The 22,342-nt window shown below is 70.2% G+C and carries 18 protein-coding genes; 8 read left to right on the forward strand and 10 right to left on the reverse strand.

The features are described 5' to 3' along the window. Nucleotides 1-7 precede the first annotated feature (7 nt). On the reverse strand, nt 8-1,099 hold the full coding sequence (locus JIN95_RS11170; protein ID WP_200531504.1) for a type I restriction enzyme HsdR N-terminal domain-containing protein: 1,092 nt from the start codon (nt 1,097-1,099) through the stop codon (nt 8-10). Between the two features lie 236 nt (nt 1,100-1,335). Here JIN95_RS11170 and JIN95_RS11175 point away from each other — a divergent pair, with 236 nt between their 5' ends. Continuing rightward, nucleotides 1,336-1,689, forward strand: a complete 354-nt coding sequence (locus tag JIN95_RS11175) for an SHOCT domain-containing protein (protein WP_234699201.1) — start codon at nt 1,336-1,338, stop codon at nt 1,687-1,689. Nucleotides 1,690-1,701: 12 nt separating this feature from the next. Here the strand turns inward: JIN95_RS11175 and purQ are convergent, their stop codons facing one another. Both purQ and purS read right to left on the reverse strand, forming a co-directional pair. After that, entirely contained in the window at nt 1,702-2,379 is a 678-nt protein-coding gene (gene purQ / locus JIN95_RS11180) for a phosphoribosylformylglycinamidine synthase I (protein ID WP_095636100.1), read from the reverse strand. After that, complete coding sequence (purS, locus tag JIN95_RS11185; protein WP_095636099.1) at nt 2,376-2,627, reverse strand: phosphoribosylformylglycinamidine synthase subunit PurS; 252 nt, start codon at nt 2,625-2,627, stop codon at nt 2,376-2,378. The genes purQ and purS overlap by 4 nt, the downstream gene beginning before the upstream one ends. 180 nt (nt 2,628-2,807) lie before the next feature. On the opposite strand from purS, the gene JIN95_RS11190 reads away from it, so the two are divergent. Beyond that, a complete protein-coding gene (locus tag JIN95_RS11190) occupies nt 2,808-3,791 on the forward strand; it encodes a formyltransferase family protein (RefSeq protein ID WP_200531505.1) in 984 nt (327 codons plus the stop codon). 70 nt (nt 3,792-3,861) lie between these two features. Beyond that, the gene (locus JIN95_RS11195) at nt 3,862-4,059 is read left to right on the forward strand and encodes a hypothetical protein (RefSeq protein ID WP_095636097.1); all 198 of its coding nucleotides are present in this window, start codon (nt 3,862-3,864) and stop codon (nt 4,057-4,059) included. Between the two features lie 25 nt (nt 4,060-4,084). Here the strand turns inward: JIN95_RS11195 and JIN95_RS11200 are convergent, their stop codons facing one another. From JIN95_RS11200 to glpK, 5 genes are all read right to left on the reverse strand, one after another. Further along, entirely contained in the window at nt 4,085-7,030 is a 2,946-nt protein-coding gene (locus JIN95_RS11200; protein WP_200531506.1) for an ATP-dependent helicase, read from the reverse strand. Nucleotides 7,031-7,465: 435 nt separating this feature from the next. Continuing rightward, the gene (locus JIN95_RS11205) at nt 7,466-8,149 is read right to left on the reverse strand and encodes an HAD hydrolase family protein (RefSeq protein ID WP_095636095.1); all 684 of its coding nucleotides are present in this window, start codon (nt 8,147-8,149) and stop codon (nt 7,466-7,468) included. Between the two features lie 88 nt (nt 8,150-8,237). Beyond that, on the reverse strand, nt 8,238-9,410 hold the full coding sequence (locus JIN95_RS11210) for an AAA family ATPase (RefSeq protein WP_095636094.1): 1,173 nt from the start codon (nt 9,408-9,410) through the stop codon (nt 8,238-8,240). A 231-nt stretch (nt 9,411-9,641) separates the two neighbouring features. Next, nucleotides 9,642-10,778 (reverse strand): hypothetical protein, encoded by a 1,137-nt coding sequence (locus tag JIN95_RS11215; RefSeq protein WP_200531507.1) that lies wholly within the window; start codon nt 10,776-10,778, stop codon nt 9,642-9,644. Next, a complete protein-coding gene (gene glpK / locus JIN95_RS11220) occupies nt 10,779-12,317 on the reverse strand; it encodes a glycerol kinase GlpK (RefSeq protein ID WP_095636092.1) in 1,539 nt (512 codons plus the stop codon). Between the two features lie 443 nt (nt 12,318-12,760). On the opposite strand from glpK, the gene glpA reads away from it, so the two are divergent. The 4 genes from glpA (at nt 12,761) to JIN95_RS11240 (ending at nt 18,660) form a co-directional block, all read left to right on the forward strand. Next, on the forward strand, nt 12,761-14,569 hold the full coding sequence (glpA, locus tag JIN95_RS11225) for an anaerobic glycerol-3-phosphate dehydrogenase subunit GlpA (protein ID WP_200531508.1): 1,809 nt from the start codon (nt 12,761-12,763) through the stop codon (nt 14,567-14,569). Then, nucleotides 14,569-15,948, forward strand: coding sequence for a glycerol-3-phosphate dehydrogenase subunit GlpB (gene glpB, locus JIN95_RS11230; protein ID WP_200531509.1), 1,380 nt, complete (start codon nt 14,569-14,571; stop codon nt 15,946-15,948). Before glpA ends, glpB begins: the two co-directional genes overlap by 1 nt. Continuing rightward, complete coding sequence (locus JIN95_RS11235; protein ID WP_200531510.1) at nt 15,945-17,495, forward strand: anaerobic glycerol-3-phosphate dehydrogenase subunit C; 1,551 nt, start codon at nt 15,945-15,947, stop codon at nt 17,493-17,495. The genes glpB and JIN95_RS11235 overlap by 4 nt, the downstream gene beginning before the upstream one ends. Before the next feature lie 103 nt (nt 17,496-17,598). Further along, nucleotides 17,599-18,660, forward strand: coding sequence for a hypothetical protein (locus JIN95_RS11240; protein ID WP_200531511.1), 1,062 nt, complete (start codon nt 17,599-17,601; stop codon nt 18,658-18,660). Nucleotides 18,661-19,221: 561 nt separating this feature from the next. Here the strand turns inward: JIN95_RS11240 and JIN95_RS11245 are convergent. Continuing rightward, nucleotides 19,222-20,367, reverse strand: coding sequence for an acyl-CoA dehydrogenase family protein (locus JIN95_RS11245; RefSeq protein WP_095636087.1), 1,146 nt, complete (start codon nt 20,365-20,367; stop codon nt 19,222-19,224). A gap of 137 nt (nt 20,368-20,504) precedes the next feature. Between JIN95_RS11245 and JIN95_RS11250 the strand changes: the two genes are divergently transcribed. Then, on the forward strand, nt 20,505-21,302 hold the full coding sequence (locus JIN95_RS11250) for an RIO1 family regulatory kinase/ATPase (RefSeq protein WP_095636086.1): 798 nt from the start codon (nt 20,505-20,507) through the stop codon (nt 21,300-21,302). A gap of 58 nt (nt 21,303-21,360) precedes the next feature. Here JIN95_RS11250 and JIN95_RS11255 read toward each other — a convergent pair whose 3' ends face one another. Continuing rightward, on the reverse strand, nt 21,361-22,302 hold the full coding sequence (locus tag JIN95_RS11255; protein WP_095636085.1) for a DMT family transporter: 942 nt from the start codon (nt 22,300-22,302) through the stop codon (nt 21,361-21,363). Nucleotides 22,303-22,342 lie beyond the last annotated feature (40 nt).

Genomic DNA, 22,342 nt, shown 5'->3' on the forward strand with positions numbered 1-22,342 from the left:
AGACCCGTCACCACTCGCCGTCGAAGGTAATGTCGACGCCGCAGGCGTCGGCGAAGTCGGTGAGATGGCGCTTTTTCGCTCCCTTGTTCAGCGAGGTGTACACATAGTAGCCGCCGCCGACCGCGCGGTACAGTCGCATCTCTTCGCCCGACGGGTGAGTCGGTTCGTCGTTTAGGATCGCGATTTTCTTTCCCGGAACGTACGGAAGCGGGGCATACGCGTCGATCAAGCCGTGTTCCCTTATGAGGTGATCCACGACGGTCGCCATGAGATCGGCTTGGCCGTCGTCGCTGAACGAGGAGGAATTCGCTTGGTCGGCAATTTCAACCACGTATGTCCCGGACTGATCGTCAGTTTCGGTCCTTTGGGCGAGGTCTGACGACGTGTTTGATTGAGTAGGTTCGTCCGCGTCGGAGGGGCTGTCGTTCTGATCGCTTTCCAGCTCCGCGATCAGGTCGTCGACGAAGGTCTTCGAGAGCGACTCCGCCGGCTGCGAGACGACCTCGCCGACGCGGTCGACGACGGTTTCGCGGATCGCCTCGGCGATCTCCGACTTCCCGTCGGAGAGCGCCTCGATCGCCTTCCGGCGGCGCTCGACGCGCTGGTAGATCTCCGTCGACGCGCCAGACCGGATCGACTCCTCGGACAGCGCCGCGAGGAGCCAGTCGTTCGCGGTGAGATCGGCCAGTTCGATACGGCGGAGGAGTTCCACGTCGGGCTTGTCGCCGTCCTTTTTGAGTCGGTAGACGTGGAACGACTTCCCGTTCGTGAGCAGCCCCCAGTCGACCCACTCCTGGCGCATGTAGCTCCGGAGCTGGTCGGCGTGCGACTCGGAAACGGTCGTGTCACAGCCCTTGGCTTCGACGAACACCGCCGGCGACCCGTCGGCGAACAGCGCGTAGTCGACCTTCTTCTTCGTCGACCCCATCTGGACCGAGTACTCCATCTCGATCGACGTCGAGTAGAAGTCCCAACCGAGAACGTCCCTTATAAACGGATCTATCAGCCGCGCTCGGGTGTTCTGCTCGTCCATCTGCGGGGACGAGTCGACGAGCGACCGAGAGCGTTCGACGTAGTCCGACACCGTCTCCTCGTCCATCTTCCCGATACGTCGGATGCGTGTCCTCTTAAAAGTACAAACGTCAGCGCTGTCTCCGCTACTCCCGCGCTTCGATCACCACCCGGTACCCGACCGGATCCCGGACATACACCGGACGCGACTCGCCGCCCGCGCGGAGCGGCGGTCTCTCGCGGCGCACGAACGCGCCGCGAGTATTTATGTGGAGAAGTGTAACGGACACACATGACCGTTCTCAGAGACGGGGGGATCCGACGATGATCGGGAGCTCGGCGATGACGGGCGGTGCCGGGATGATGGGCGGAATGGGGGTCTGGATGTTCGTTTTCCCCCTCCTCATGCTCGTTACCGTCGCGGCCCTGGCCGCGGTCGGCGTCCTCGGGATCCGCGCGCTCGCGTCGCAGGGCGACGACGGGAGCGCGGACGCCGAACCCGACGAGAGCCCGGTCGAGCTCCTCCAGCGTCGGTACGCCGAGGGCGAACTCACCGAGGCGGAGTTCGAGCGGGAACTGGAGCGAGAGCTGGAGCGCGAGAGCGGGGAGGGGGTCAACGCGAGGGGAAGCGGCGACCCGGACCGAACCCGCGAGGCGGAGCGAGCTGGACGAGACTGACGGAGCCGGGGCCTAAGCGAACGCTTCGAGGATCCCCGCCCCGTCCGTGCTCCGACCGAGGTCGGGGAGCGTGGCGCGCTCGGGGTGTGGCATCAGCACGGCGACCGACTCGCGCTCGCCGAGGACGCCGGCGACGTTGTCGGTGGAGCCGTTGGGGTTGGCCGCGTCGGTGACGTTCCCGTCGGCGTCGCAGTAGCGGAAGAGCACGCGATCGTCGGCGACGAGGTCGGCGTGGGCGGCCTCGCTGATCTCGAAGCGCCCCTCGCCGTGCGCGATGGGGACCTCGATCACGTCGCCCTCGTCGTAGGCGGCGGTCCACGGGGTGTCCGCGCGCTCGACGCGCAGGTGGACCGGCTCGCACTGGAAGCGCGCGGAGGCGTTGGTGGTGAACGCGCCCGGGGTGAGCCCGGACTCCGAGCCGATCTGGGCGCCGTTGCAGACGCCGATCACGGGGACGCCGTCGTCGGCCGCGTCTCGGACTTCGTCCATGATCGGGGACCTGGCGGCCATCGCGCCGGCGCGCAGGTAGTCGCCGTAGGAGAACCCGCCCGGAATCACGATCCCCTCGGTGTCGGCGGGGAGCCCGTCCTCGTGCCAGACGCGCTCGGCGTCGACGCCGATGTGGTCGAGCGCGCGCACCGCGTCGCGGTCGCAGTTCGACCCGCCAAATTGGATAACAGAGACCGTCATCGCTCCGCGACCGCGACCTCGTAGTCGTGGATCGTCGGGTTCGCGAGCAGCCGCTCGGCCATCTCGTCGGCGCGGTCGGCGGCCTCGTCGGCGTCGGCGGCGTCGAGGTCGACCTCGAACCGGTCGGCCGACCGGAGGTCCTCGAGCTCGAAGCCGAGCCGTTCGAGGGCCTGCTGGGTCGTCTCGGCCTCCGGATCGAGGACGCCCCGCTTCAGGCGGACCGTCACCGTCGCGGTGTATGCCGTCATGTCCGGTAGTGCGGAGTCGTGTGTAAAAACCGTTTTGGAACGCGTTTTATATCCACATTCGTGGATATATACCGGTCGATCGTGCGGGCGGCAGCGTCGGCCCGGAGCGAAAGGGGCAAACCCCTCCGCGTTCTGGGTGGGGTGTATGCAGCCGTTCGAACCCGCGGAGGTGATCGTCGCATGACCCGCGAACTAACCGAGATCACGGTCGTCGGAGGAGACAAGACCGGACTCATCGCGCGGGTCACCTCCCTGCTGTTCGAGCGGGGAATCAACATCGAGGACTTAGACCAGGCGGTCCGCGAGGGCGTCTTCCGGATGACGACCCGCGTGGACGCCTCCGAGCTGGAGACCTCGCGGGGCGAGCTCCGCCGCGCGCTCGCCGAGCTCGGCCGCGAGCTCGACGTGGACATCCAGGTCCGGTTCCCGAGCGACCGCGACGCGCGCCGGATCGCGCTGTTGGTCACCAAGGAGACCCACGCGCCCGAGGCCCTCCTAGAGGCCGAGGCCAACGGCGACCTCGCCGACGACGGCGAGGAGGCCGAGATCCCCGTCGTGATCGGCAACCGCGGCGACCTCCGGTCGCTCGCGGAGCGCTACGACAAGCCCTTCTACGACGTGGGCGACGGCAACGGCAACACCGACGAGGGGCGCCTGCTCGATCTGCTGGCCGAGTACGACGTGGACCTGATCGCGTTGGCCCGCTACATGCGCATCCTCTCGCCGGAGGTCGTCTTCCGCTACGAGGGCCGGATCATCAACGTCCACCCCTCGCTGCTGCCGGCGTTCCCCGGCGCTGAGGCGTACCGGCAGGCGAAGGACGCGGGCGTCCGCATCGCCGGCGTCACCGCCCACTACGTGACCACCGACCTCGACCAGGGGCCGGTGATCGCCCAGCGCGCCTTCGACGTGCCTCCGGGCGCCGATGTCGACGAGATCAAGCGCCGCGGGCAGCCCCTCGAGGCCGACGTGTTACTCGACGCGGTCCGGCTCCACCTCGCCGACGCCATCGCGATCCACCGCGGCACCGTCCACGTGCGCGAGGACGCCGACGTCGACGCCCAGCTGGGGCTCAGCGAGGCCGCGATCGACGCGAACCCGGACGAGCCGGTCGACGGGGAGCCGCTGACGCGCTCGCAGGCCCCGACCGCCGAGAGCGACTGAGCCGTCCCGCCTCATTCCGCTTTTCCACCTCGCCCCGCCATTTTATGCCGCGCGCGCCGTACCCGTTCGCATGCAGCGGCTCGGGGACGCTCGGCGTTTCGCCGGCGACGCCAGCGCGGTCGTGCGCAGCGACGAGCGCATGATCCTGCTGTTCTTACTGCTCCTGTCGGTCGTCGCGCTCGCCGTGTTCCTCCACTACACGGTGTCGCTCCTCGACGGGCTCCCCGAGGTGATCCCGCCGGAGCCGCCGCGGCCGGGGAGCCCTTAGGAGTCGTCGATCGCCGCCCGCACGGTTAGGAGTCGTCGATCGCCGCCCGCACCCGGTCGTGGAACGCCCGGAGCGCCGCCGACTCGTCGCCCGCGAGCACCGCGTCCGAGTCGACGAGCGTCGCCAGCCCGAACGCGAGCGGGGTCGGAGAGTCGACCGTCCGGTCGACGACCGCGAGGTCCCCCTCGCTGATCCGCTCGGCGACCGCGCGGATCCGGGGGGCGTCGAGCCGGTCGTTCAACAACTCGCGGTACGTCTCCTCGATCACCGCGAAGTCGTCGAGCCCCTCGGCCAGAGAGAGCAGCGTCTCGGCGGAGACCTGCTGTTCGGCGGCCGACTTCTCGTGTCCCTTGTACCGCTTGAGGATCATGAGCGAGCGCGTCGCGTTGATCCGGAAGTAGCGCTGGAGGAGGTCGGTCCCCCGCAGCGCCGCCCGGAGGTCCGCCCGGACCGTCTCGGGGTCCAGATCGCGGAGGACGCCGGCCACGTCGACCTTGCGGTTCAGCGGGAGCGCGAGGCTGAACCCCCGGTCGGCGACCGCGACCGTCGGCTCGGCGTCGGTCCGGGCCGCGCACTCGGCGGCGACCAGCCGCGAGACCCCCTCGTTGAACCGCCGGCCGTACGTCGAATGGACGTGGAATCGGCGCTTGTACGCGTCGCGGTCGAGCACCTCCTCGACGGCGAGCCGCGACGGGGTCGACACGCTTTCCGCGCCCGCGTACGCGACCTGCTCGGCGTAGGTCCGGGCGATCGCCCGCACCGAGTTGCCGTCGATCGGGAGCTCCCGCAGCCGCGCGCGGACAGCGGGGGGGCCGCCGTCCTCCAGTCGGTCGAGCAGGTCGGCCTGGAACGCGAGCACCTCGGCCGCCAGATCGGCTGACAGCGGGAGCCGCTCGGCGTACCACGTGGGCACGGTCGGGCGCTCGTCCGTCCGGTCGACGTACACCTTCGACCCGCGGCGGTAGCGGAACGCGAACCGCTCGCCGCCCAGCGCGAACACGTCGCCCGGCGCGAGCGTGTCGAGGTAGTTCTCGTCGAGCGTCCCGACCGCGTCGCCGTCGCGGGTGACCACGTCGCAGCCGAACGAGTCGGGGATCGTCCCGACGTTCGTCATGTAGATGACCCGCGCGAGCCGGCCGCGCTTCCCGACGAGCGTCTCGCCGACCGGATGCTCCTCGTGGTGGTGTTCGCCCCCCGGCGGGTCGTTCGCGTCGCGCCACACCTTCGGGTAGACGTTGCGCTCCGCCAGCCCCTCGTGGTCGCCGGTGAGGTACCGCATGAGCCGCTCGTACTCGCGGGCCCCGAACTCGCGGTACGGGTGCGCGCGGCTGAGCACCTCGCGGATCTCACGGTCGGGCCGGACCCGGTTGATCGCCATCCCGTAGACGTGTTGGGCCGCCACGTCGGCGGCGCCCTCGGGCGGCGACACGCCGTCGACGAACCCCTCCTCGGCGCGGGCGAGCATCGCCGCGCACTCCGCGAGCTCGTCGCGGTCGAGCGCGAACACCCGCCCTTCCACGGTCTCGCCGGGGCTGTGGCCCGCGCGCCCGACGCGCTGGAGCAGCGCCGCGACCGACTTCGGCGACCCCACCTGCACGACCAGATCGAGATGCGGCATGTCGATGCCGAGCTCGAGGCTCGTCGACGTGGTCACCACGTCCAGCGTCCCCGCCTTCAGCCCCTCCTCGATCCGGCGGCGCTGCGTCTCGCCGAGGCTCCCGTGGTGACAGCCCGAGTCCGTCTCGTCGTAGCCGAACCGCTCGCGGAGCTCGCGGAGGGTGCGCTCGGCGCCCGACCGCGAGTTCGCGAACACCAGCGTGTTCTCGTGGTCGGCGATCAGGTCGTGGAGCGCGTCGTAGAAGCGGTCGGTGACGACCGAGTCGGGCGTGTGAATGAGGTCGGCCGCCGGGGTCCGGAGCCGCAGGTCGAACTCGCGGCCGAACCGGGCGTCCACGACCTCGCAGTCGCGGGGAGCGAAGCCGTCCGCCTCGCCGACCTCGCCGGCGACGCGCTCGCGGCCGACGAGGAAGTCGGCGACCTCGTCGAGGGGCTCGACCGTCGCGGAACAGCCGATCCGGGTCGGGGAGCCGTCGGCGAGCTCGGTCAGCCGCTCCAGCGACACCGAGAGGTGGGTGCCGCGCTTGTTCCCCGCCAGCGCGTGGATCTCGTCGACGACGACGTACTCGACGGTGCGGAGCTTCTCCTTGAACTTCGGCGAGTTGAGCAGGATCGCGAGCGTCTCCGGCGTGGTGTTGAGCACGTGGGGCGGCTCCTCCAGCATGGCCCGCCGGTCCGCCTCGCTCGTGTCGCCGTGGCGGATCGCCTGGCGGACGCCGGGGTCGGGGCCGTCCCCTTCGTCTCCTTCGGCCCCCTCCACGTCACCTTCGGCCACCCCCACGTCACCTTCGGCCACCCCCACGTCACCTTCGGCCCCCTCCACGTCACCTTCGGCCACCCCCACGTCACCTTCGCCTCCCTCTGCGCCGTCCGCCGCCGCCATCTCCGCCGCGATCCCCTCGAGCGGGGCCTCGAGGTTGCGCTCGACGTCGTTCGCGAGCGACTTCAGCGGGGAGACGTACAGGCAGTAGACGGAGTCGTCGAGGTCGCCGGCGCGGTCGCGCGCGAAGAGGTCGTCGAGGACCGCGGTGAAGGCGGCGAGCGTCTTCCCGCTCCCCGTCGGCGCGGCGACGAGGCAGTTCTCGCCGGCGTCGACGCGGGGGATCGCGCCGCGCTGCGGCGGGGTGAACAGCCCGCCGTTCTCACCGACGTGCGCCGCGAACTCCGAGACCCACCAGCGGCGGACCGGCGGCGAGAGCCGGTCGAGCACGTCGGCGTCGGGGAGCGGGACCGTCCCCGGGTCGAACTCGACGCCGGGCGCCTCGCTGTCACCCGCGAGCGCCTCGCGGAGGAGCGCTCGCGCCGACGGTTCGGCTCGGCCCCCGTCCGAGCCGCTGTCCGTGAGTTCGCTCACTGTCCGATGCTGGGCGCCGCGCGGGAAAGCGGTTACGTCGATTCGTTGAATCCCCAGCAGTTGGCCGTCTGACACACGCGATCGTTCAGCACAGACGCGATGGTCTGCGATTTTGGGAGTGGGTCTCGCACGTTGGTGGAGGTGTTGTTTATAAGTCGGATTGTGGTGGTGCTGGCGGTTGTTTATAAGTGATCGATGTGTCTGCGGTGACGACCTCCAAAGCCCCAGCCGCGCCGCTCGCTGCGCTCGCGGCGTCCCTCGCGCGTGCTCCTCGCGCCCGGCGGGCGCTCGGAGGCACGCGCCACCACAATCGGTTTATAAGCGACCGTCGCCGGCCCTCACGCCTGTTTAAATACCCTATCACCACCGCCGATCTGCAACACTCACTCCCGGGATCAATCGACTCGACATCCACAGTAACCGCTCGCTTTGGCGTTATTCGCTCCGCGCCCGGAGGTCGGCGAGCACGCCGGCCGTGCCGTCCATGTACGACTCTTCGAGGACGGTGTCGGCCGCGTTCCGGGCGGCGACGTCGGCGTTGGCGACCGCGTACGACTCGCCGGCGAGCGCGAAGGTGGACACGTCGTTCTCGCTGTCGCCGACCGCGACGAACGCGGCGGGCTCGATCCCCAGCGCGTCGGCGACGCGTTCGAGCCCGCGGCCCTTGCTCACGCCCGTCGACTTGACGTGGTACGCGTAGCCGGTGTCGACCACCTCTACGTCGCCGCCGGCGGCCGCGGCGACCTCGCGCAGCAGGGTCTCGTCCGCGTCGAGCGACAGCGCCACCTCCGTCTCGCGCCAGCGGTTCACCGTGTCGCGGGCGCCCCAACCGGGGTCGCCGCCGCGCTCGCGGAACGCCTCCACGACGGCTCTGGGGGCCTCGGGGTCGCCGAGGACCGTCGTCTCGCCGTCGACGTGCACGACGCCGCCGTTCTCGGCGATGACGGTCTCCGCGCGCCCGAGGAAGTGCGCGAGCGCGACCGGATACGGGAACGCCTTCCCGGTCGCGAGCACCACCGGGGCGTCCCACTCCGGCAACAGATCGAAGACGCGGGGGTCGATCCGGCCGCTCGCCGTCGTCAGCGTCCCGTCGATGTCTAACGCGAGGGGCGGAACCATACCGGACGTGCGGCCCGCGACGCGCAACTGTCTTGCGTTCGCGGCCGACGGAAGCGGGAACGCGAGGCGAAGAGACGGCGGCGTCGGGTCAGACCGACCACGAGGGCCGGTCGAACAGCTCGCGGAACACGAGCGTCGGGAACCGCGGGACGAGCCGGCTCGGCGGTCGTCCCTTCCCTCCGCTCTGGCGAGCCGTCACCCGGTCGAGCAGGCCGGCGTCCGCGAGCTCGTAGAGCACGCGCCGCACGGTCGAGGGCGACAGGTCCACCGCCTCGCGCGAGGCGATCGTCTCGGTCGCGGCGCTCACCGAGGCCCGGTCGTCGTCGGGCAGGCTCACGAGCTCGTAGAGGAGCCGCCGTCGGCTCTCCGAGAGCGCGAGGACCCGTCCGAGCGCGACGCCCGGACGCGGGACCGACTCGATCCCCGTATCGAGGTCCTCCGGCCGCACCGTCGAGGCGCCCGCGCGCTCCGCGGTGATGGCCGCGCCGGCGATCGCCGCGAGCGCGTCGTGCGCGTCGCCGTCGGCCCACTCGCTGATCTCGCGGATCTGGTCGTGGGTGAGCGCGTCGCGTCCGAGCCCGGTGGAACACCGGCTCGTCAGCAGTTCGACGAGCACGTGCCGCCGGTACGGCTCGAACGCCACCGTCTCGTCGGGCGTCCACTCGATCTCCGCCGGCTCGTCGCGGCCGAGACACACCGGAACGACCCGGTCGCTGACGTCCGTGAGCCACTCGACGACCGCCGTCGCGCCCGGCGTCTCCGGCTCGTCGACGTGATCGACCGCGACGACCAGGTCGGGACCGGTGCCGACGGCGTCCCGCAGCGACTCGACCACCTCGTCCGTGCCGACCCCGTGCTCGGGGACGGCGTCGTCGCTGACCGCGTCGAGCGCGGCGTGACAGAGCCGGAACCGCGTCGACGCCCGCCGCGCGTCCACGTAGACGAACCCGGGGAGCGTCGGCTCGACCGCCCGCGTCGACGTCTGGATCGCTCGTCGGGGGCCGCTGTGGTCCGCGAGGCGGCGGAACAGCGCGGAGACGATCGCCGACTTCCCGCTCCCCTTCGGCCCGTGAACGTAGGCGCTCGGCGGGAGCGATCCGGAGAAGGCCGGTTCGAACGCGTCCAGGAGCCGCTCGATCGCCGGTCCGCGGCCGACCGGCGACTCGGTGTGCGACACCGGCGAGACGGCGTCGAGGTCCACGACGACGCCGGCCTCCACGTCGTAGCCGAGCCGCCGCTCGATCCGGTCGTCGATGTTCACGGGCGGCCCTCCGCGGTGCTCCGGTAAAACCGGTGCGAAGCGCGGTCGCTCCCGGTTCGGTCCGATCGTGGCTCGCGTCTCGTGTGGCGTTCCATTGGTGTCTCCGGCGTCTCGGTCTCGGTCGAGGGCGTGTCGGGACGGTTGGCGCGCTGCGACCGCGCGGCGGGCGCCGCGCGGACGAATCGGTTCGGGGGCGTTCCCCGCCCTTTCGGGGCCGATCCCCCCACGGCCTCAGAGGTATCCGGCGTTCGGCAACACGCCGAGGATCGCGAGGATCCCGACGATGAGCATCATGATCGCGATGGCCATTGCCGGCGGGTCGACGTGGGTCCCGGAGTGCGAGTAGAACAGCCGCTGGGTGAGCTCTCCGAGGAGCCCGCTGGCGGCGCCGAACACGCCGGCGGCGACGATCGCGACGAGCGCGCCCGTCGTGCCGACCGACGCGAGCGGCGTCACCGCACCGACGTCACCGTACGCGCCCACGGCGATCACGGCGCCGGTCGAGCCGAGCAGCGTGATGTGGTGGGTCACCGGGATCTTCTCGACGCCGAGGTTGAGGAACAGCAGGCTGATCGCGGAGATGCCGTACCCCATGAAGATGCTCCCGGTCTGGAGGTAGATGTACCCCCCGAGGACGCCGCCGACGAGACCGATGGTGGCCACGTTCGCCCACTTGTACTGGTGGGGGAGCCACGGCTCGGTCGCCAGCCGTCCGGCGTGTTCTTCAGGGCCGCCTTCGGCCTCCGGGTGCGACTCCTCGCGCTCGAACGGCGACATGTCGAGGAACCCGTCGCCGGCCGGTTTCCCGACGATCGGGTAGCCGAACACCGGCCGGGCGAGGAACGCCGTCGCGAACACGGACACCGCGATGAAGTCGGTCGGCGGGGTCGTCCCCAAGACGTTGATGAAGACGCCGTTCGCGACCTGGGTGATCAGCATGCCGACCAGGCCGAAGATCGCGCCGACCGCGAGGATGTCCGGCTTGGTGCCGAACGCGTACAGGATGTTCTTCCCGAAGTGGTAGTCCCAGCCGGCGGGCTCCATCTCGGGGTACTTCTTGCCCGCGTACGCCGACGCGGCCACGCCGCCCGCGAACGCGATGTGCGGGCCGGTGATCGCGCCGAAGCCGATGACGCCGGTGATCCCGGCGGCGAGCTCGCCGGCGGGGATCCCCTCGACGGCGCCGATCTGGCGCTGGAGAACGCCGATCCCCTCGCCGAGGAAGACGACGAACCCGGTGAAGATGAACGCCGGGAGCGCGCCGATCGCGGCCCCGAACGCGCCGCCCGCCAGCGCGGTGATGACGAGCAGCAGGAACAGCTTGATCTCGACGCCGATGACCGGGACCTGAAGGAGGAGCTCGTTCATCTACTCGTCCTCCTCGTCGATCGCCCAGTTCTTCGAGCGCTCGACCGCGTCGTCCCACCGGCTGTACAGCTTGTCGACCTCGGCCTGGTCCTTCTCGGGGGTGAACTCGCGGTCGACCTGCCAGTTGTCGCGGAGCTCGTCGACGGTGTCCCAGTAGCCGACCGCGAGCCCGGCGGCGTAGGCGCTACCGAGCGCGGTGGTCTCGTCGACCTCCGGCCGCGCGATGTCGGTCTGGATGATGTCCGACTGGAGCTGACAGAGGAAGTTGTTCTTGACCGCGCCGCCGTCGACGCGGAGCGTCGTCGTCTCCACGCCGGAGTCGGCCTCCATGGCCTCGGCGATGTCGCGGGTCTGGTACGCGATGCTCTCGAGCGTCGCCCGCACGATGTGCTCCTTGCTGGTCCCGCGGGTCATCCCGACGATGGTGCCGCGGGCGCGACCGTCCCAGTGGGGTGCGCCGAGGCCCGTGAACGCCGGGACCATGTAGACGCCGTCGGTCGAGTCGACCGACCGCGCGAGCTCGGCGGTCTGGGCCGCGTTGTTAATCAGGTCGACGTCCTCGAGCCACTCGATGGCGGCGCCGGTGATGAAGATCGACCCCTCCAGCGCGTACTGGACCGGCTCGCCGGACATCTGGAAGCCGATGGTCGTCAGCAGTCCGTGGTCGGACTCGACGGCCTCGGTCCCCGTGTTCATCAGGTAGAACGACCCCGTGCCGTAGGTGTTCTTCGCGTCGCCCTCGTCGAAGCACGTCTGGCCGAACAGCGCCGCCTGCTGGTCGCCCAGCGCGCCCGCGACCGGGACCTCCTCGCCGAGGAAGCCGTCGGCGTCCGTGTGGCCGTAGTAGTCCTCGTCGGAGGACGGGCGCACCTCGGGCACCATCTCCCTCGGCACGTCGAACTCATCGAGCAGCTCGTCGTCCCACTCCATCTCCCGGATGTTGTACAGCATCGTCCGGGAGGCGTTGGTGACGTCGGTGATGTGGTTGCCCGTCAGGTTGTAGATGAGCCACGAGTCGATCGTCCCCATGACGAGCTCGCCCTCGCGGGCGCGGTCGCGGAGGTCGCCGCCCCGAGAGCTCTGCATCTTGAGCGGTTCGGCGTTGTCGAGGATCCACTCGGTCTTGGTCGCGGAGAAGTACGCGTCGGCCTCGAGGCCGGTCTTCTGTCTGATCTCTTCGACTTTGTCCGCCTCCTGCAGCTCCTCGACGCGGTCCGTGGTCCGGCGGTCCTGCCACACGAGGGCGTTGTGGACCGGCTTCCCGGAGTCTTTGTCCCAGACGATCGTCGTCTCGCGCTGGTTCGTGATCCCGATCGCGTCGAGCTGGTCCGCCTCCAGGCCCGCGTCGGCGAGCCCGTCGAGGACGACCTGTTGGGTGTTCTCCCAGATCTCGATCGGGTCGTGTTCGACCCACCCCGGGTTGGGGTAGATCTGTTCGTGCTGTTCGTACGCGTTCGCGACGACCTGCCCCTCGTGGTCGAACACCATGAATCGGGTACCGGTCGTGCCTTGGTCTATCGCACCGACATACTGTGTCATGTGTTGGATCCCTCCTGTGGCGCTGGTCCGCTCGCGGCGTCGACGCCGGGCGCGCGGCCACCATCGGCGGCCGCGTCGTCAGCTTCGCGGCCACCGTTGCCCGCGCGGCGACCGACGGCCGGGAGACCGGTTCGTCCCCCGGACCGGCATTCGCGTCGCCCCGTCGGCTCTCCCGCCGGTCGAGCCACCGTCCGCGTCTCGATCGGTGAGCCGGTGTCGCCGCCGCCGCGACATATCTTCACGGAAGCTACCACGCCAGTCATGAACATAATGTACTACCATAATAATCTAACTGTTAAAATCCGGATTAGCGGGCGAATGAAAAATCTAGTATATAAATAAATCGGCGCCGACAACGATTGTACTACTTGAACGTCTCTGATTGTTATGGGTGGCCCTCAGTAGGAGGTAAAGTAAAGTGGGCGGAGTCCGACCGGACCGACATGGACCAACAGGTGGACGTCGTCGTCGTCGGCGGGGGGTCGACGGGGTGCGGCGTCGTCAGGGACCTCGCGCGGCGGGGGCTCGACGCGGTGCTCGTCGAGAAGGGGAACCTGACGCACGGGACGACGGGGCGGATGCACGGGCTCTTACACAGCGGGGGGCGGTACGCGGTCTCCGACCGGAAGAGCGCGCGCGAGTGCATCGAGGAGAACATGGTGTTGCGCGACATCGCGGGCCACTGCGTCGAGGAGACCGGCGGGCTGTTCGTCAAGCGGCCCGAGGACTCCGAGGAGTACTTCCAGGAGAAGCTGGAGGGGTGCCGCGCGTGCGACATCCCGGTCGAGGTGATCGACGGCGAGGAGGCCCGCCGCCGCGAGCCGTACCTCGCGCGCGATGTGGAGAAAGCGATCGCGCTGCCGGACGGCGCGGTCGACCCCTTCCGGCTCTGCGTCGCCAACGCGGCCGACGCCCGCGAGCACGGCGCCCGGATCGAGACGCACGCCCCGGTGACCGACGTGCTCGTCGAGGACGGCGCGGTCGTCGGCGTCGAGGTCGAACACGAGACCGGCCCCGGCAAGCGGGTCCACCGCGAGCCCGGCACGACCGAGGAGATCCGCGCGCGCCACGTCGTCAACGCCACCGGGGCGTGGGCGGGCAACGTCGGTGAGATGGCCGGCGTCGACGTGGAGGTGCGCCCCTCGAAGGGCGTGATGACCGTGATGAACACGCGGCAGGTCGACACCGTGATCAACCGCTGTCGGCCGAAGGGCGACGCCGACATCATCGTGCCCCACGAGACCGCCTGCATCCTCGGCACCACCGACGAGGAGGTCGACGACCCCGAGGACTACCCCGAGGAGGACTGGGAGGTCGACCTGATGATCGAGACGCTCTCGGAGCTCGTCCCCGCCCTGAAGGACGCGCGGACGCTGCGCTCCTTCTGGGGCGTCAGGCCCCTCTACGAGCCGCCCGGAACCGGCACCGAGGACCCGACGGACATCACGCGCGACTACTTCCTCTTGGACCACGGCGAGCGCGACGACCTGCCCGGGATGACGACCATCGTCGGCGGGAAGCTCACCACCTACCGCATGATGGCGGAGTCCATCTCCGACCACGTCTGCGAGGCGCTCGACCACGAGGCGACCTGCGACACCGCGGAGGCGCCGCTCCCCGGCTCCGAAAACCCCGCACGCATGGACGAGCTGATGAACGAGTTCGGGCTCCGGTCGCCCGTCGCGCGGCGCTCGGGCCAACGCCTCGGCTCGCGGGCCGACGACGTGCTCGACGAGTGGGACCCGAACCCCGTGGTCTGCGAGTGCGAGGGCGTCACCCGCGCGGAGATTCAGGACGCGATCGGCGAGGCCGGCAGCGACCTCAACGCGGTCCGGCTGCGCACCCGCGCCTCGATGGGGAACTGCCAGGGCGGCTTCTGCTCGCACCGGATCGCCGCGGAGCTGGCGCGGGAGTACCCGGAGCCGGTCGTCCGCGACGCGGAAGACGAGCTGTATCAGGAGCGCTGGAAGGGCCAGCGCCACGCGCTGTGGGGCCGGCAGCTCTCGCAGGCGATGTTGAACCACCTGCTGCACGCGACGACGATGAACCGCGACGGCGACCCGGCGACCCTCGACGCCGAGGTCGACTTCGGCGCCTTCGACGCCGGCTCGGAAGCCGGGTCGGCCGGCTCCGACGCTGCCGGGGACAGCGATGCCGGAACCGCTGCGACCGACGGTGGCCGCGCAGCTGACGACGTGGCCATCGACGGTGGCCGCGCAGCTGACGACGCGGCCGCGGACGGAGGGGCCTGATGGCGATCGACAGCGACGTGCTCGTCGTCGGCGGCGGGCTGGCGGCGGTCACCTCGGCAGTCGCGGCGGCCCGCGAGGGCGCCGACGTGCGGCTCGTCTCCCACAAGGCGAGCACGCTCCGGCAGGCCTCCGGGCTGATCGACGCGCTCGGCTACGTGCCCGCGACGGAGCCCGCGAAGCCGCTTCGCGACGGGCCGCCCACGGCGGGCCGCGAGCTCGACCGCGACGAGTGGCCCGACCCGGAGGGGCCGCTCGCCGACCCCTTCGAGGCGATCGACGGGCTTCCCGAGTCGCATCCCTACCGGATCCTCGGCGCCGACGCACTCCGCGAGGGGCTGGCCCTGTTCGACGACCTCGCGGGCGACGCGTACCGCGGGGGCCACACCGACCGCAACGCCCTCCTCCCGACGTTCGGGGGGAGCGTGAAGCCGACCGCGCGCTACCCCGCGGCCGCCGAGGCGGGGCTCGCGAGCGACGACCGCCCGGCGCTGATCGTCGGGTTCCGGTCGCTCACCGAGTACGACGCGCGCGCCTTCGCCGGCCGGCTGGAGGCCGCGGGCGTCCCCTTCGACGTCGCCGGCGCGGAGGTCGAGTTCGCCGAGGCGTTCCGGGCGGACGCGAAGGTCACCCGGCTCGCGAAGGCGCTCGACCACGACGAGGCGATCGACGGGGTCCCCGCCCGCGAGGCGCTGGCGAAGGCGGTCGCGCCGCACCTCCACGACGCCGTCGACGAGGCGGGCGGCGTGGAACGGGTCGAGCGCGTCGGGCTCCCGGCGTTCCTCGGCGACCAGGAGGGCGACGAGGTCCGCGCCGAGCTCGCCGACCGGCTCGGCGCCGACGTCTTCGAGATCCCGATGGGCCCGCCGAGCCTCCCGGGGCTCAGGCTGGAGGACCGGCTGTACGACGCGCTCGACGACGCGGGCGTCCGGTTCGAGACCGGCAACCCGGTCGTCGGGGTCGAGACCGCAGCGGACGGCCGGGTCGAGGCGGTCGCGGTCGATAAAAAAGGGAGAGAGACGCCCTACGGCGCCGACGCGTTCGTGCTCGCGACCGGCGGGCTCGTCGGGAAGGGGCTCGACTCGGACCGCGAGGGCGTCCGGGAGCCCGTCTTCGACCTGCACGTCCCGCAGCCGGCGGACCGCTACGAGTGGTTCGTCGACGACGCGTTCGGCGACCAGCCGTACGCGCGGTTCGGCGTCCGGATCGGCGGGGACGGCCGCGCGCTGAACGCGGAGGGCGAACCGGAGTACGACAACGTCTTCGCGGCCGGCGGGGTCGTCGGCGGCGCGGACGCGGCGCGAGAGAAGTCCGCGAGCGGGGTGTCGCTCGCGACGGGGATCGTGGCCGGACGAGAAGCGGCGACGGAGGCAACCCAATGACACGACACACGGACGACGGAGAGACGGAGGAGGCGAACGGACCGGACGAAAAGCGGGAGGGCGTCGACGGACCGGACGAAAAGCGGGAGGACGCGGACGGTTCGACGACCGGCGCGGCCCCGTCGTCGCCAGCCCCCGGCGTCCCCGAGGCGGGGCGCGACGAGCAGCCGTCGATCTTCGTCCCGGACGACGGGGAGGTGCCCGAAGGGACTCCGTCGGAGCGCCCGGCCACCGACGGGGGCGTCGAGAGCGCGGCCGGCGGGAGCGACTCGGCAGACCTCGACCCGGACGCGTACGACCCGGTCGACGTGTTCCCGGGCGGCGACTTGGACCTCCGGGAGGGCGCCGACTCCTGTTACAAGTGCACGAGCTGTGACACCTCCTGTCCGGTCGCCGAGGTCGACGACGAGTTCCCGGGGCCGAAGTTCCAGGGGCCGGAGCAGTGGCGGCTCAAGCGCAAGGACGACCACGATATCGACGAGTCGATCACCTCCTGTTCGAACTGCATGCGCTGTGACGACGCCTGCCCCTCCTCGGTGCCGCTCTCGCAGATGCACAACGAGGCGCGCGGGCAGTTCGTCGAGTCGCAGATGGAGAAGCTCTCGCGGGAGTACATCCGCAACCGGGTCCTCTCGAACTACCGCTTTTTCGCCTCCATCGCGAGCAAGGTGCCGCGGCTGGCGAACGCCGCGACGAAGATCCCGGGCGCGATGAAGGTCGGCGAGAAGCTGCTCGGGATCGCGGGCGACCGCGAGTTCCCCGACTTCGCCACCCAGACGTTCCGCGAGTGGTGGAAGGCCCGCGGCGGCGCGCAGGTGGAGAACCCCGACAAGCGCGTCGCGTACTTCCACGGCTGCTACTCCAACTACAACACGCCCGAGGTCGGCAAGGCGATGGTCCGGGTGTACGAGCACTTCGGCTACGAGGTGATGGTCCCGCCCCAGAAGTGCTCCGGGACGCCGATGTTCGCGAACGGCATGCTGAAGGACGCGCGCCGGCACGCGGAGACGAACGTCGAGAACCTCGTCGAAGCGATCGGCGAGGGGGCGGACGTGATCGCCTCCTGTACCTCCTGTTCGCTGTCGCTGCGCCAGGAGTACCCCGAGCTGTTCGACATCCACGGGATCGAGGACGTCTCCGAGCACACCTACGAGGCGCTGGAGTACCTCCGGATCAACGAGGACTTAGAGGCGGAGCTCGCCGGGACCGAGCTGGCCGACGAGCAGTCGTTCGCCTACCACGCCCCGTGTCACGCCCGCAATCAGGGACTCGACCGGCAGGCCGTCGAGACATTCCGCGACGTCGACGGCGTTGAGTTAGAGGACGTCGGCGACTCCTGTTCGGGGATCTCCGGCACCTACGGCTGGAAGGAGGAGAAGTACGAGAAGTCGATGGAGATCGGCGCCGAGATGTTCGAGCACATGGAGGACGCCGAGGGCGACGTGGGGATGACCGAGTGCCCGACCTGCGCGATGCAGATGGAACACGGCACCGGCTACGAGGTCGAGCACCCGCTCCAGCTGCTCGAGGACGCGGTCGGCGCGTAGAACCGCACGACTCGACGGCCGCCTCTGCGTCGTCGATCTCCGTTTTTCACGCGAGATAACCGCGAAGGAACGTTTATCTGCAGAACGCGACGAGTCAGCGAACGTGACGCTCGCACAGTTCCTCGACCGATTCGACGGCGCCGATCGGTCCATCGTCGTCGTCAATCGCAGCGACCCGGACCCCGTGCTGAACATGTTGGTCGACACGTTCGGCGAGGGCGCGGTGAACGTGGTCGACGGAGCGGTCGAGACGAGCGGGCGCTCCGGAAGCGACCGGGATTCCGGAGGCGACCGACAGCCCGGAAGCGACCGGGACCGAAACGGCGACGCGAACCGCCCCGACTCCCGCGGCGGGCTCACCACCCGGGAGTTCACGACGGACCGGATCGTCGACCGGAACGGGGAGGGCGTCGGCCCCGCCGGATCCGAGACGCCGGAGCCCGGCGATCCGGGGCCGGTGATCGACGTCGACGCCCTCCGGCGCCACGAGGACGTGCCCTTCGACGGCGACGCCGACGAGTTGGAGAACCTCGCGCTCCTCGTCGAAGACGACGAGGTGGTCGCCGGATCGACGCTCGGCGAGCTCGGCAACGCGGTGCTGTTCGTGAACTCTGACCTGTACATCACCGGGAGCCGGACCCTCGACGACATCGACCTCCCGTCGGTGATCAGCGGGCTCGCCGACACGACGTTCTCGCTGCGCGGGTACCCCGAGTCGAACCGACAGAAGCTCCTGTTGATCACCATCTCGCGGTTCATCGAACGGGCCGCGTGGATGGCGGGCGACGGGACGCTCCGGTCGTCGTTCCAGCGCCTCTCGCGGCTCGACGACGAGGTCGGGACGCGACGGGTGTACGAGCGCGTCTCCTCGGCGGGCGTCGACACGCACCTCTACGGGATCCCGGACGACTTCCCGCGCGACCTCGACGCGGTGATCCACGGCGGCGACACGCGGGACTTCACCGACAGCTGGTTCGTGGTGTACCGTCCGCCGGAAGGACCCCAGTCGATCGACGTCGACCCCGGAACCGATCTCAAACGCGGGATCGAGGGCGGCGTGGGGCTGCTCGCCGTCGAGATCGAACCGCGGACCTGGCGCGGACTCTGGACGTTCGACCCGGACAGGGTACAGTCGGTGAACCGCTACATCGAGCGGAATCTGTAAGGCTGCGAGATATTTGCGTTCCCCCGAAGTGCCGGTGAACGACGGCGGGAGTGGGTATTGCAGAGTAGTGGATGCGAGAGGATATTTAAAAGAACTGTGAGCGACGGCGACGATCACTTATAAATGACGACGCGGTGGCGCGTGCCTCCGAGGCCGCTTCGCGGCCGAGGAGCACGCGCGAGGGAGTCGGCCGGCGCTTATAAGCGCCGGCCGACGAGGCTGGGGAGGCGTGAGGCTGCGGTTGCGGTGTGGGTGGGACTCAAAGGGGCAGCCGCGAGGACGAAGCACGGCGACGCAAGCACTGGAAGGAGCGAGCGCAGCGAGCGACTGAAGCGCGCAGCAAGCCGCGCGAGTCCTCGCAGGTGGGGCTTTGCAGGTCTTCACCGCAGCATCGTCGCTCACTTATAAACACTCGTCAGCAACACCCAGATCCAACTTATAAACAACCGAACAGCCAATTTGCGAAACCTACTCCCGCTATCGATCAAGAAGCGAATATTCGGCCACGGGAGACATCTGCAAGTGCCGGGATACCCGGCTCGTCCCTAAATATCCGTCCGCCTACAGCCCGAGCTCGCGCCCCAACACGACGTGTTGGATCTCGCTCGTCCCCTCGCCGATCTCCATCAGCTTCGCGTCGCGGTAGAACCGCTGGGGCGCGAAGTCGGTCGTGTAGCCGTAGCCGCCGAGCGTCTGGACCGCCTCCTCGGCCACCTCGCGGGCGGCCTCGCTGGCGTCGAGCTTCGCCAGCGCCGACTCCCGCGTGACCGACTCGCCGGCGTCGTATGTCGTCGCCGCCTTGTGCGTGAGCAGGCGCGCGCGCTCCGTCTGGCGGTGCATGTGGACCACCTTGTCGCGGATCGCGTCGAACTTCGCGATCGGCTTGCCGAACTGCTCGCGCTCGCCGGCGTACTCCTTGGCGGCCTCGTAGGCGCCCTGCGCGAGCCCCACCGAGAGCGCGGCGATGGAGATCCGCCCGCCGTCGAGCGTCTTCATCGTCTGCGTCCATCCCTCGCCCTCCTCGCCGAGCAGCCGGTCCTCCGGGATCCGCACGTCGTCCAGCGCGATCTCGCAGGTGGGCGAGCAGTTGAGGCCCATCTTGTCCCAGACGGTCGTCACCTCGAACCCGTCGTCGTCGGGAGAGACGATGAACGTGGAGATCCCGTCGTAGCCCGCCTCGGGGTCGGTGACCGCCTTCACCAGCACCGAGTTCGCGACGCTCGCGTTCGTGATGAACTGCTTCGTCCCGTTCAGCACGTACTCGCCCGCGTCGGCGTCGTACTCGGCGGTCGTGTCCATGTCCGAGGCGTCGGAGCCGCTGCCGGGCTCCGTGAGCGCCCAGGCGCCGAGCTCGCCGCCCTCGGCGAGCGGCCGGAGCCACTCCTCCTTCTGTTCCGGCGTCCCGAACAGCTCGATCGGCTTCGCGCCCAGCGAGGTGTGGGCGGCGTACGAGAGCCCGATCCCGCCGGAGACGCGGCCCAGCTCCTCGGTGACGACGGCGTACATGAGCTGGTCGCCGCCGAGCCCGCCGTACTCCTCCGAGACCGGCACCCCCATCATATCGAGGTCGTTCAGGTCGGCGAACACCTCCTCGGGGAACCGGTGTTCGTCCTCGATCTCCTGGGCGATCGGCCGGATCTCCTCCTCGCAAAACTCCCGCACGGTGTCGCGGATCATCCGGTGTTCCGCCGGCAGCTCGAAGTCCATGGGCAAGAATTGCGACGCGGTGGCATAAACGATACGAACGACCGTGATCGATTTCGGTCGGGCCCCGAGACGGCAGACGCCCCGTCGCCTCGCTCTCGACGTGATCATTTATCACCCGCGGTCGCCTCGGAGCGTCCATGGAGCTCCGCCGGATCGTGCGCGGTCGCGTGGACTGGCCCGACATCGAGCGGGTCGTCCGCGAGCTGGCGGACCGGTACGACCGCGAGGAGATGCGGGTGCGGTTCCTCGACGCCGACAACTGGCTGTCGACCCCGATGGTCGTCGACGACGACCTGTTCGTGAAGGTGATCACCCGCCAGAACACGCTCGTCCACGCGCTGTTCACCACCGGGCGGAACCTCGGCGCCTTCTCCGCGGGCACCGAGGGCTTTTTCGAGCGCTACGAGACCCCCTACGAGATGGCGCGCCACGAACTGGAGGCGACCCGGCGGGTCCGCGAGATCGGCGTCAACGCCCCGGAGCCGATCGAGGCGCTGGAGGTCGGCGACCTCGGCGTCGTCGTGCTGGAGTACCTCCCCGAGTTCCGGACGCTCGACGAGCTGACCGCCGCCGACGTGGCCGCGCTCGCCCCGGCGCTGTTCGACACGCTCCGGACGGTCCACGACGCCGGCCTCGCTCACGGCGACCTCCGCGCGGAGAACGTCTTGGTACGGGACGGGGACCTCTACGTCATCGACGCGACGAGCGTGAGCGAGGCGGGCCGCGAGTCGGCGCGGTCGTACGACCTCGCGAGCGCGCTCGCCGCGCTGGAGCCGTTGATCGGCGCGGCCGACGCCGTCGACGCCGCGCTCGACAGCTACTCGACCGACGAGATACTGGCTGCACGGCGGTTCCTCGACTTCGTCGCGATCCGGCCCGACCACGAGTTCGACGCCGCCGAGCTCACCGGGGAACTGGACAAGCGGGCCGCGTGAGCGACGCGGGCGGTGACGTGCGCGCCGACTTTCTGCCGTCGACGCCCACGCCGCCGGCTCACTCCGCCGCCGCGTCGTGTGCTTCGTCCCCGTCCGTCGACGCCGCGCGCTCTCGGCTCACGGCCCAGATTCCCGCGGTCATCAGCGCGCCGCCGATCAGGTACCCCGGTCCCAGCGCCTCGCCGAGCAGCGCGGCCCCGAGCGCCGCCCCGACCGCCGGCTGCGCGAAGAAGAAGACCGCGACGGTCCCCGCGGGCACGAACTCCAGTCCCTTGTACCAGAGGTACCACGCGGCCGCGGTCGACGCCAGCCCGAGGTACAGCACGGCGGCGACCGACTCCGCCGTCAGCGGGACTTCGGCCGGCGAGAGCCCGAGGTACCACAGCTCGACGGCGGCGAGCGCGCCGAGCATCGGGACGCTCGCCAGCGAGGAGTACGTCGCCGCGCGCAGCGCCCCGTGGCGCCTGACCGCCGGCAGCCCCCAGACGGTGTAGCCGGCCCACGCCCCGCTGCCGACCAAAAGCAGGGCAACGCCGGCCGCGTTGCCCGCGGCCATCGACGCGAGGTCGTACTGCCCGGCGATGACGACGGCGGTCCCGGCGCCGGCGACGGTCATCCCGCCCGCCTTCGCCGCCGTGACGCGCTCGCCGAGCACGGCCGCGCCGAGCAGCACCGTGAACACGGGCGTGAGGACCGTCAGGAGCGACCCCTGGCTGGCGTTGGTCAGCTCCGTGCCGACGAACTGGGTCGCGACCGTCAGCGTCACCCACCCCCCGAGCGCGACGAACGCGGGCCACTCGTCGCGCGAGGGCGTGGATCCGCCGCGCCCGGCGACGACGAGCCAGAGCGCGCCGCCGCCGACCGCGACCCGGAGGAAGCCGAGCGTCACCGGCGGGATCAGCTCGAACCCCCACTTGCTGACGACGTACATGCCGCCCCACAGCGCCGCGGCTACGAGGGGGGCGAGGGCGAACGCGTATCGGCCGATGCTGGCGGACATGCGGTTTCGAATCGCGGTGGGCGGAGGGTCGAACGGTTCG

Source organism: Halorubrum sp. LN27, from assembly GCF_016635065.1.
Taxonomy (GTDB): Archaea; Halobacteriota; Halobacteria; order Halobacteriales; family Haloferacaceae; genus Halorubrum; species Halorubrum salipaludis.

Coding starts and splice junctions, on each gene's coding strand:
- glpK (WP_095636092.1), bottom strand. CDS start 12,317: ATGACACAGTATGTCGGTGCGATAGACCAAGGCACGACCGGTACCCGA.
- JIN95_RS11170 (WP_200531504.1), bottom strand. CDS start 1,099: ATGGACGAGGAGACGGTGTCGGACTACGTCGAACGCTCTCGGTCGCTC.
- JIN95_RS11245 (WP_095636087.1), bottom strand. CDS start 20,367: ATGGACTTCGAGCTGCCGGCGGAACACCGGATGATCCGCGACACCGTG.
- purQ (WP_095636100.1), bottom strand. CDS start 2,379: ATGACGGTCTCTGTTATCCAATTTGGCGGGTCGAACTGCGACCGCGAC.
- glpB (WP_200531509.1), top strand. CDS start 14,569: ATGGCGATCGACAGCGACGTGCTCGTCGTCGGCGGCGGGCTGGCGGCG.
- JIN95_RS11205 (WP_095636095.1), bottom strand. CDS start 8,149: ATGGTTCCGCCCCTCGCGTTAGACATCGACGGGACGCTGACGACGGCG.
- JIN95_RS11195 (WP_095636097.1), top strand. CDS start 3,862: ATGCAGCGGCTCGGGGACGCTCGGCGTTTCGCCGGCGACGCCAGCGCG.
- glpA (WP_200531508.1), top strand. CDS start 12,761: ATGGACCAACAGGTGGACGTCGTCGTCGTCGGCGGGGGGTCGACGGGG.
- JIN95_RS11255 (WP_095636085.1), bottom strand. CDS start 22,302: ATGTCCGCCAGCATCGGCCGATACGCGTTCGCCCTCGCCCCCCTCGTA.
- JIN95_RS11250 (WP_095636086.1), top strand. CDS start 20,505: ATGGAGCTCCGCCGGATCGTGCGCGGTCGCGTGGACTGGCCCGACATC.
- JIN95_RS11235 (WP_200531510.1), top strand. CDS start 15,945: ATGACACGACACACGGACGACGGAGAGACGGAGGAGGCGAACGGACCG.
- JIN95_RS11215 (WP_200531507.1), bottom strand. CDS start 10,778: ATGAACGAGCTCCTCCTTCAGGTCCCGGTCATCGGCGTCGAGATCAAG.
- JIN95_RS11175 (WP_234699201.1), top strand. CDS start 1,336: ATGATCGGGAGCTCGGCGATGACGGGCGGTGCCGGGATGATGGGCGGA.
- JIN95_RS11190 (WP_200531505.1), top strand. CDS start 2,808: ATGACCCGCGAACTAACCGAGATCACGGTCGTCGGAGGAGACAAGACC.
- purS (WP_095636099.1), bottom strand. CDS start 2,627: ATGACGGCATACACCGCGACGGTGACGGTCCGCCTGAAGCGGGGCGTC.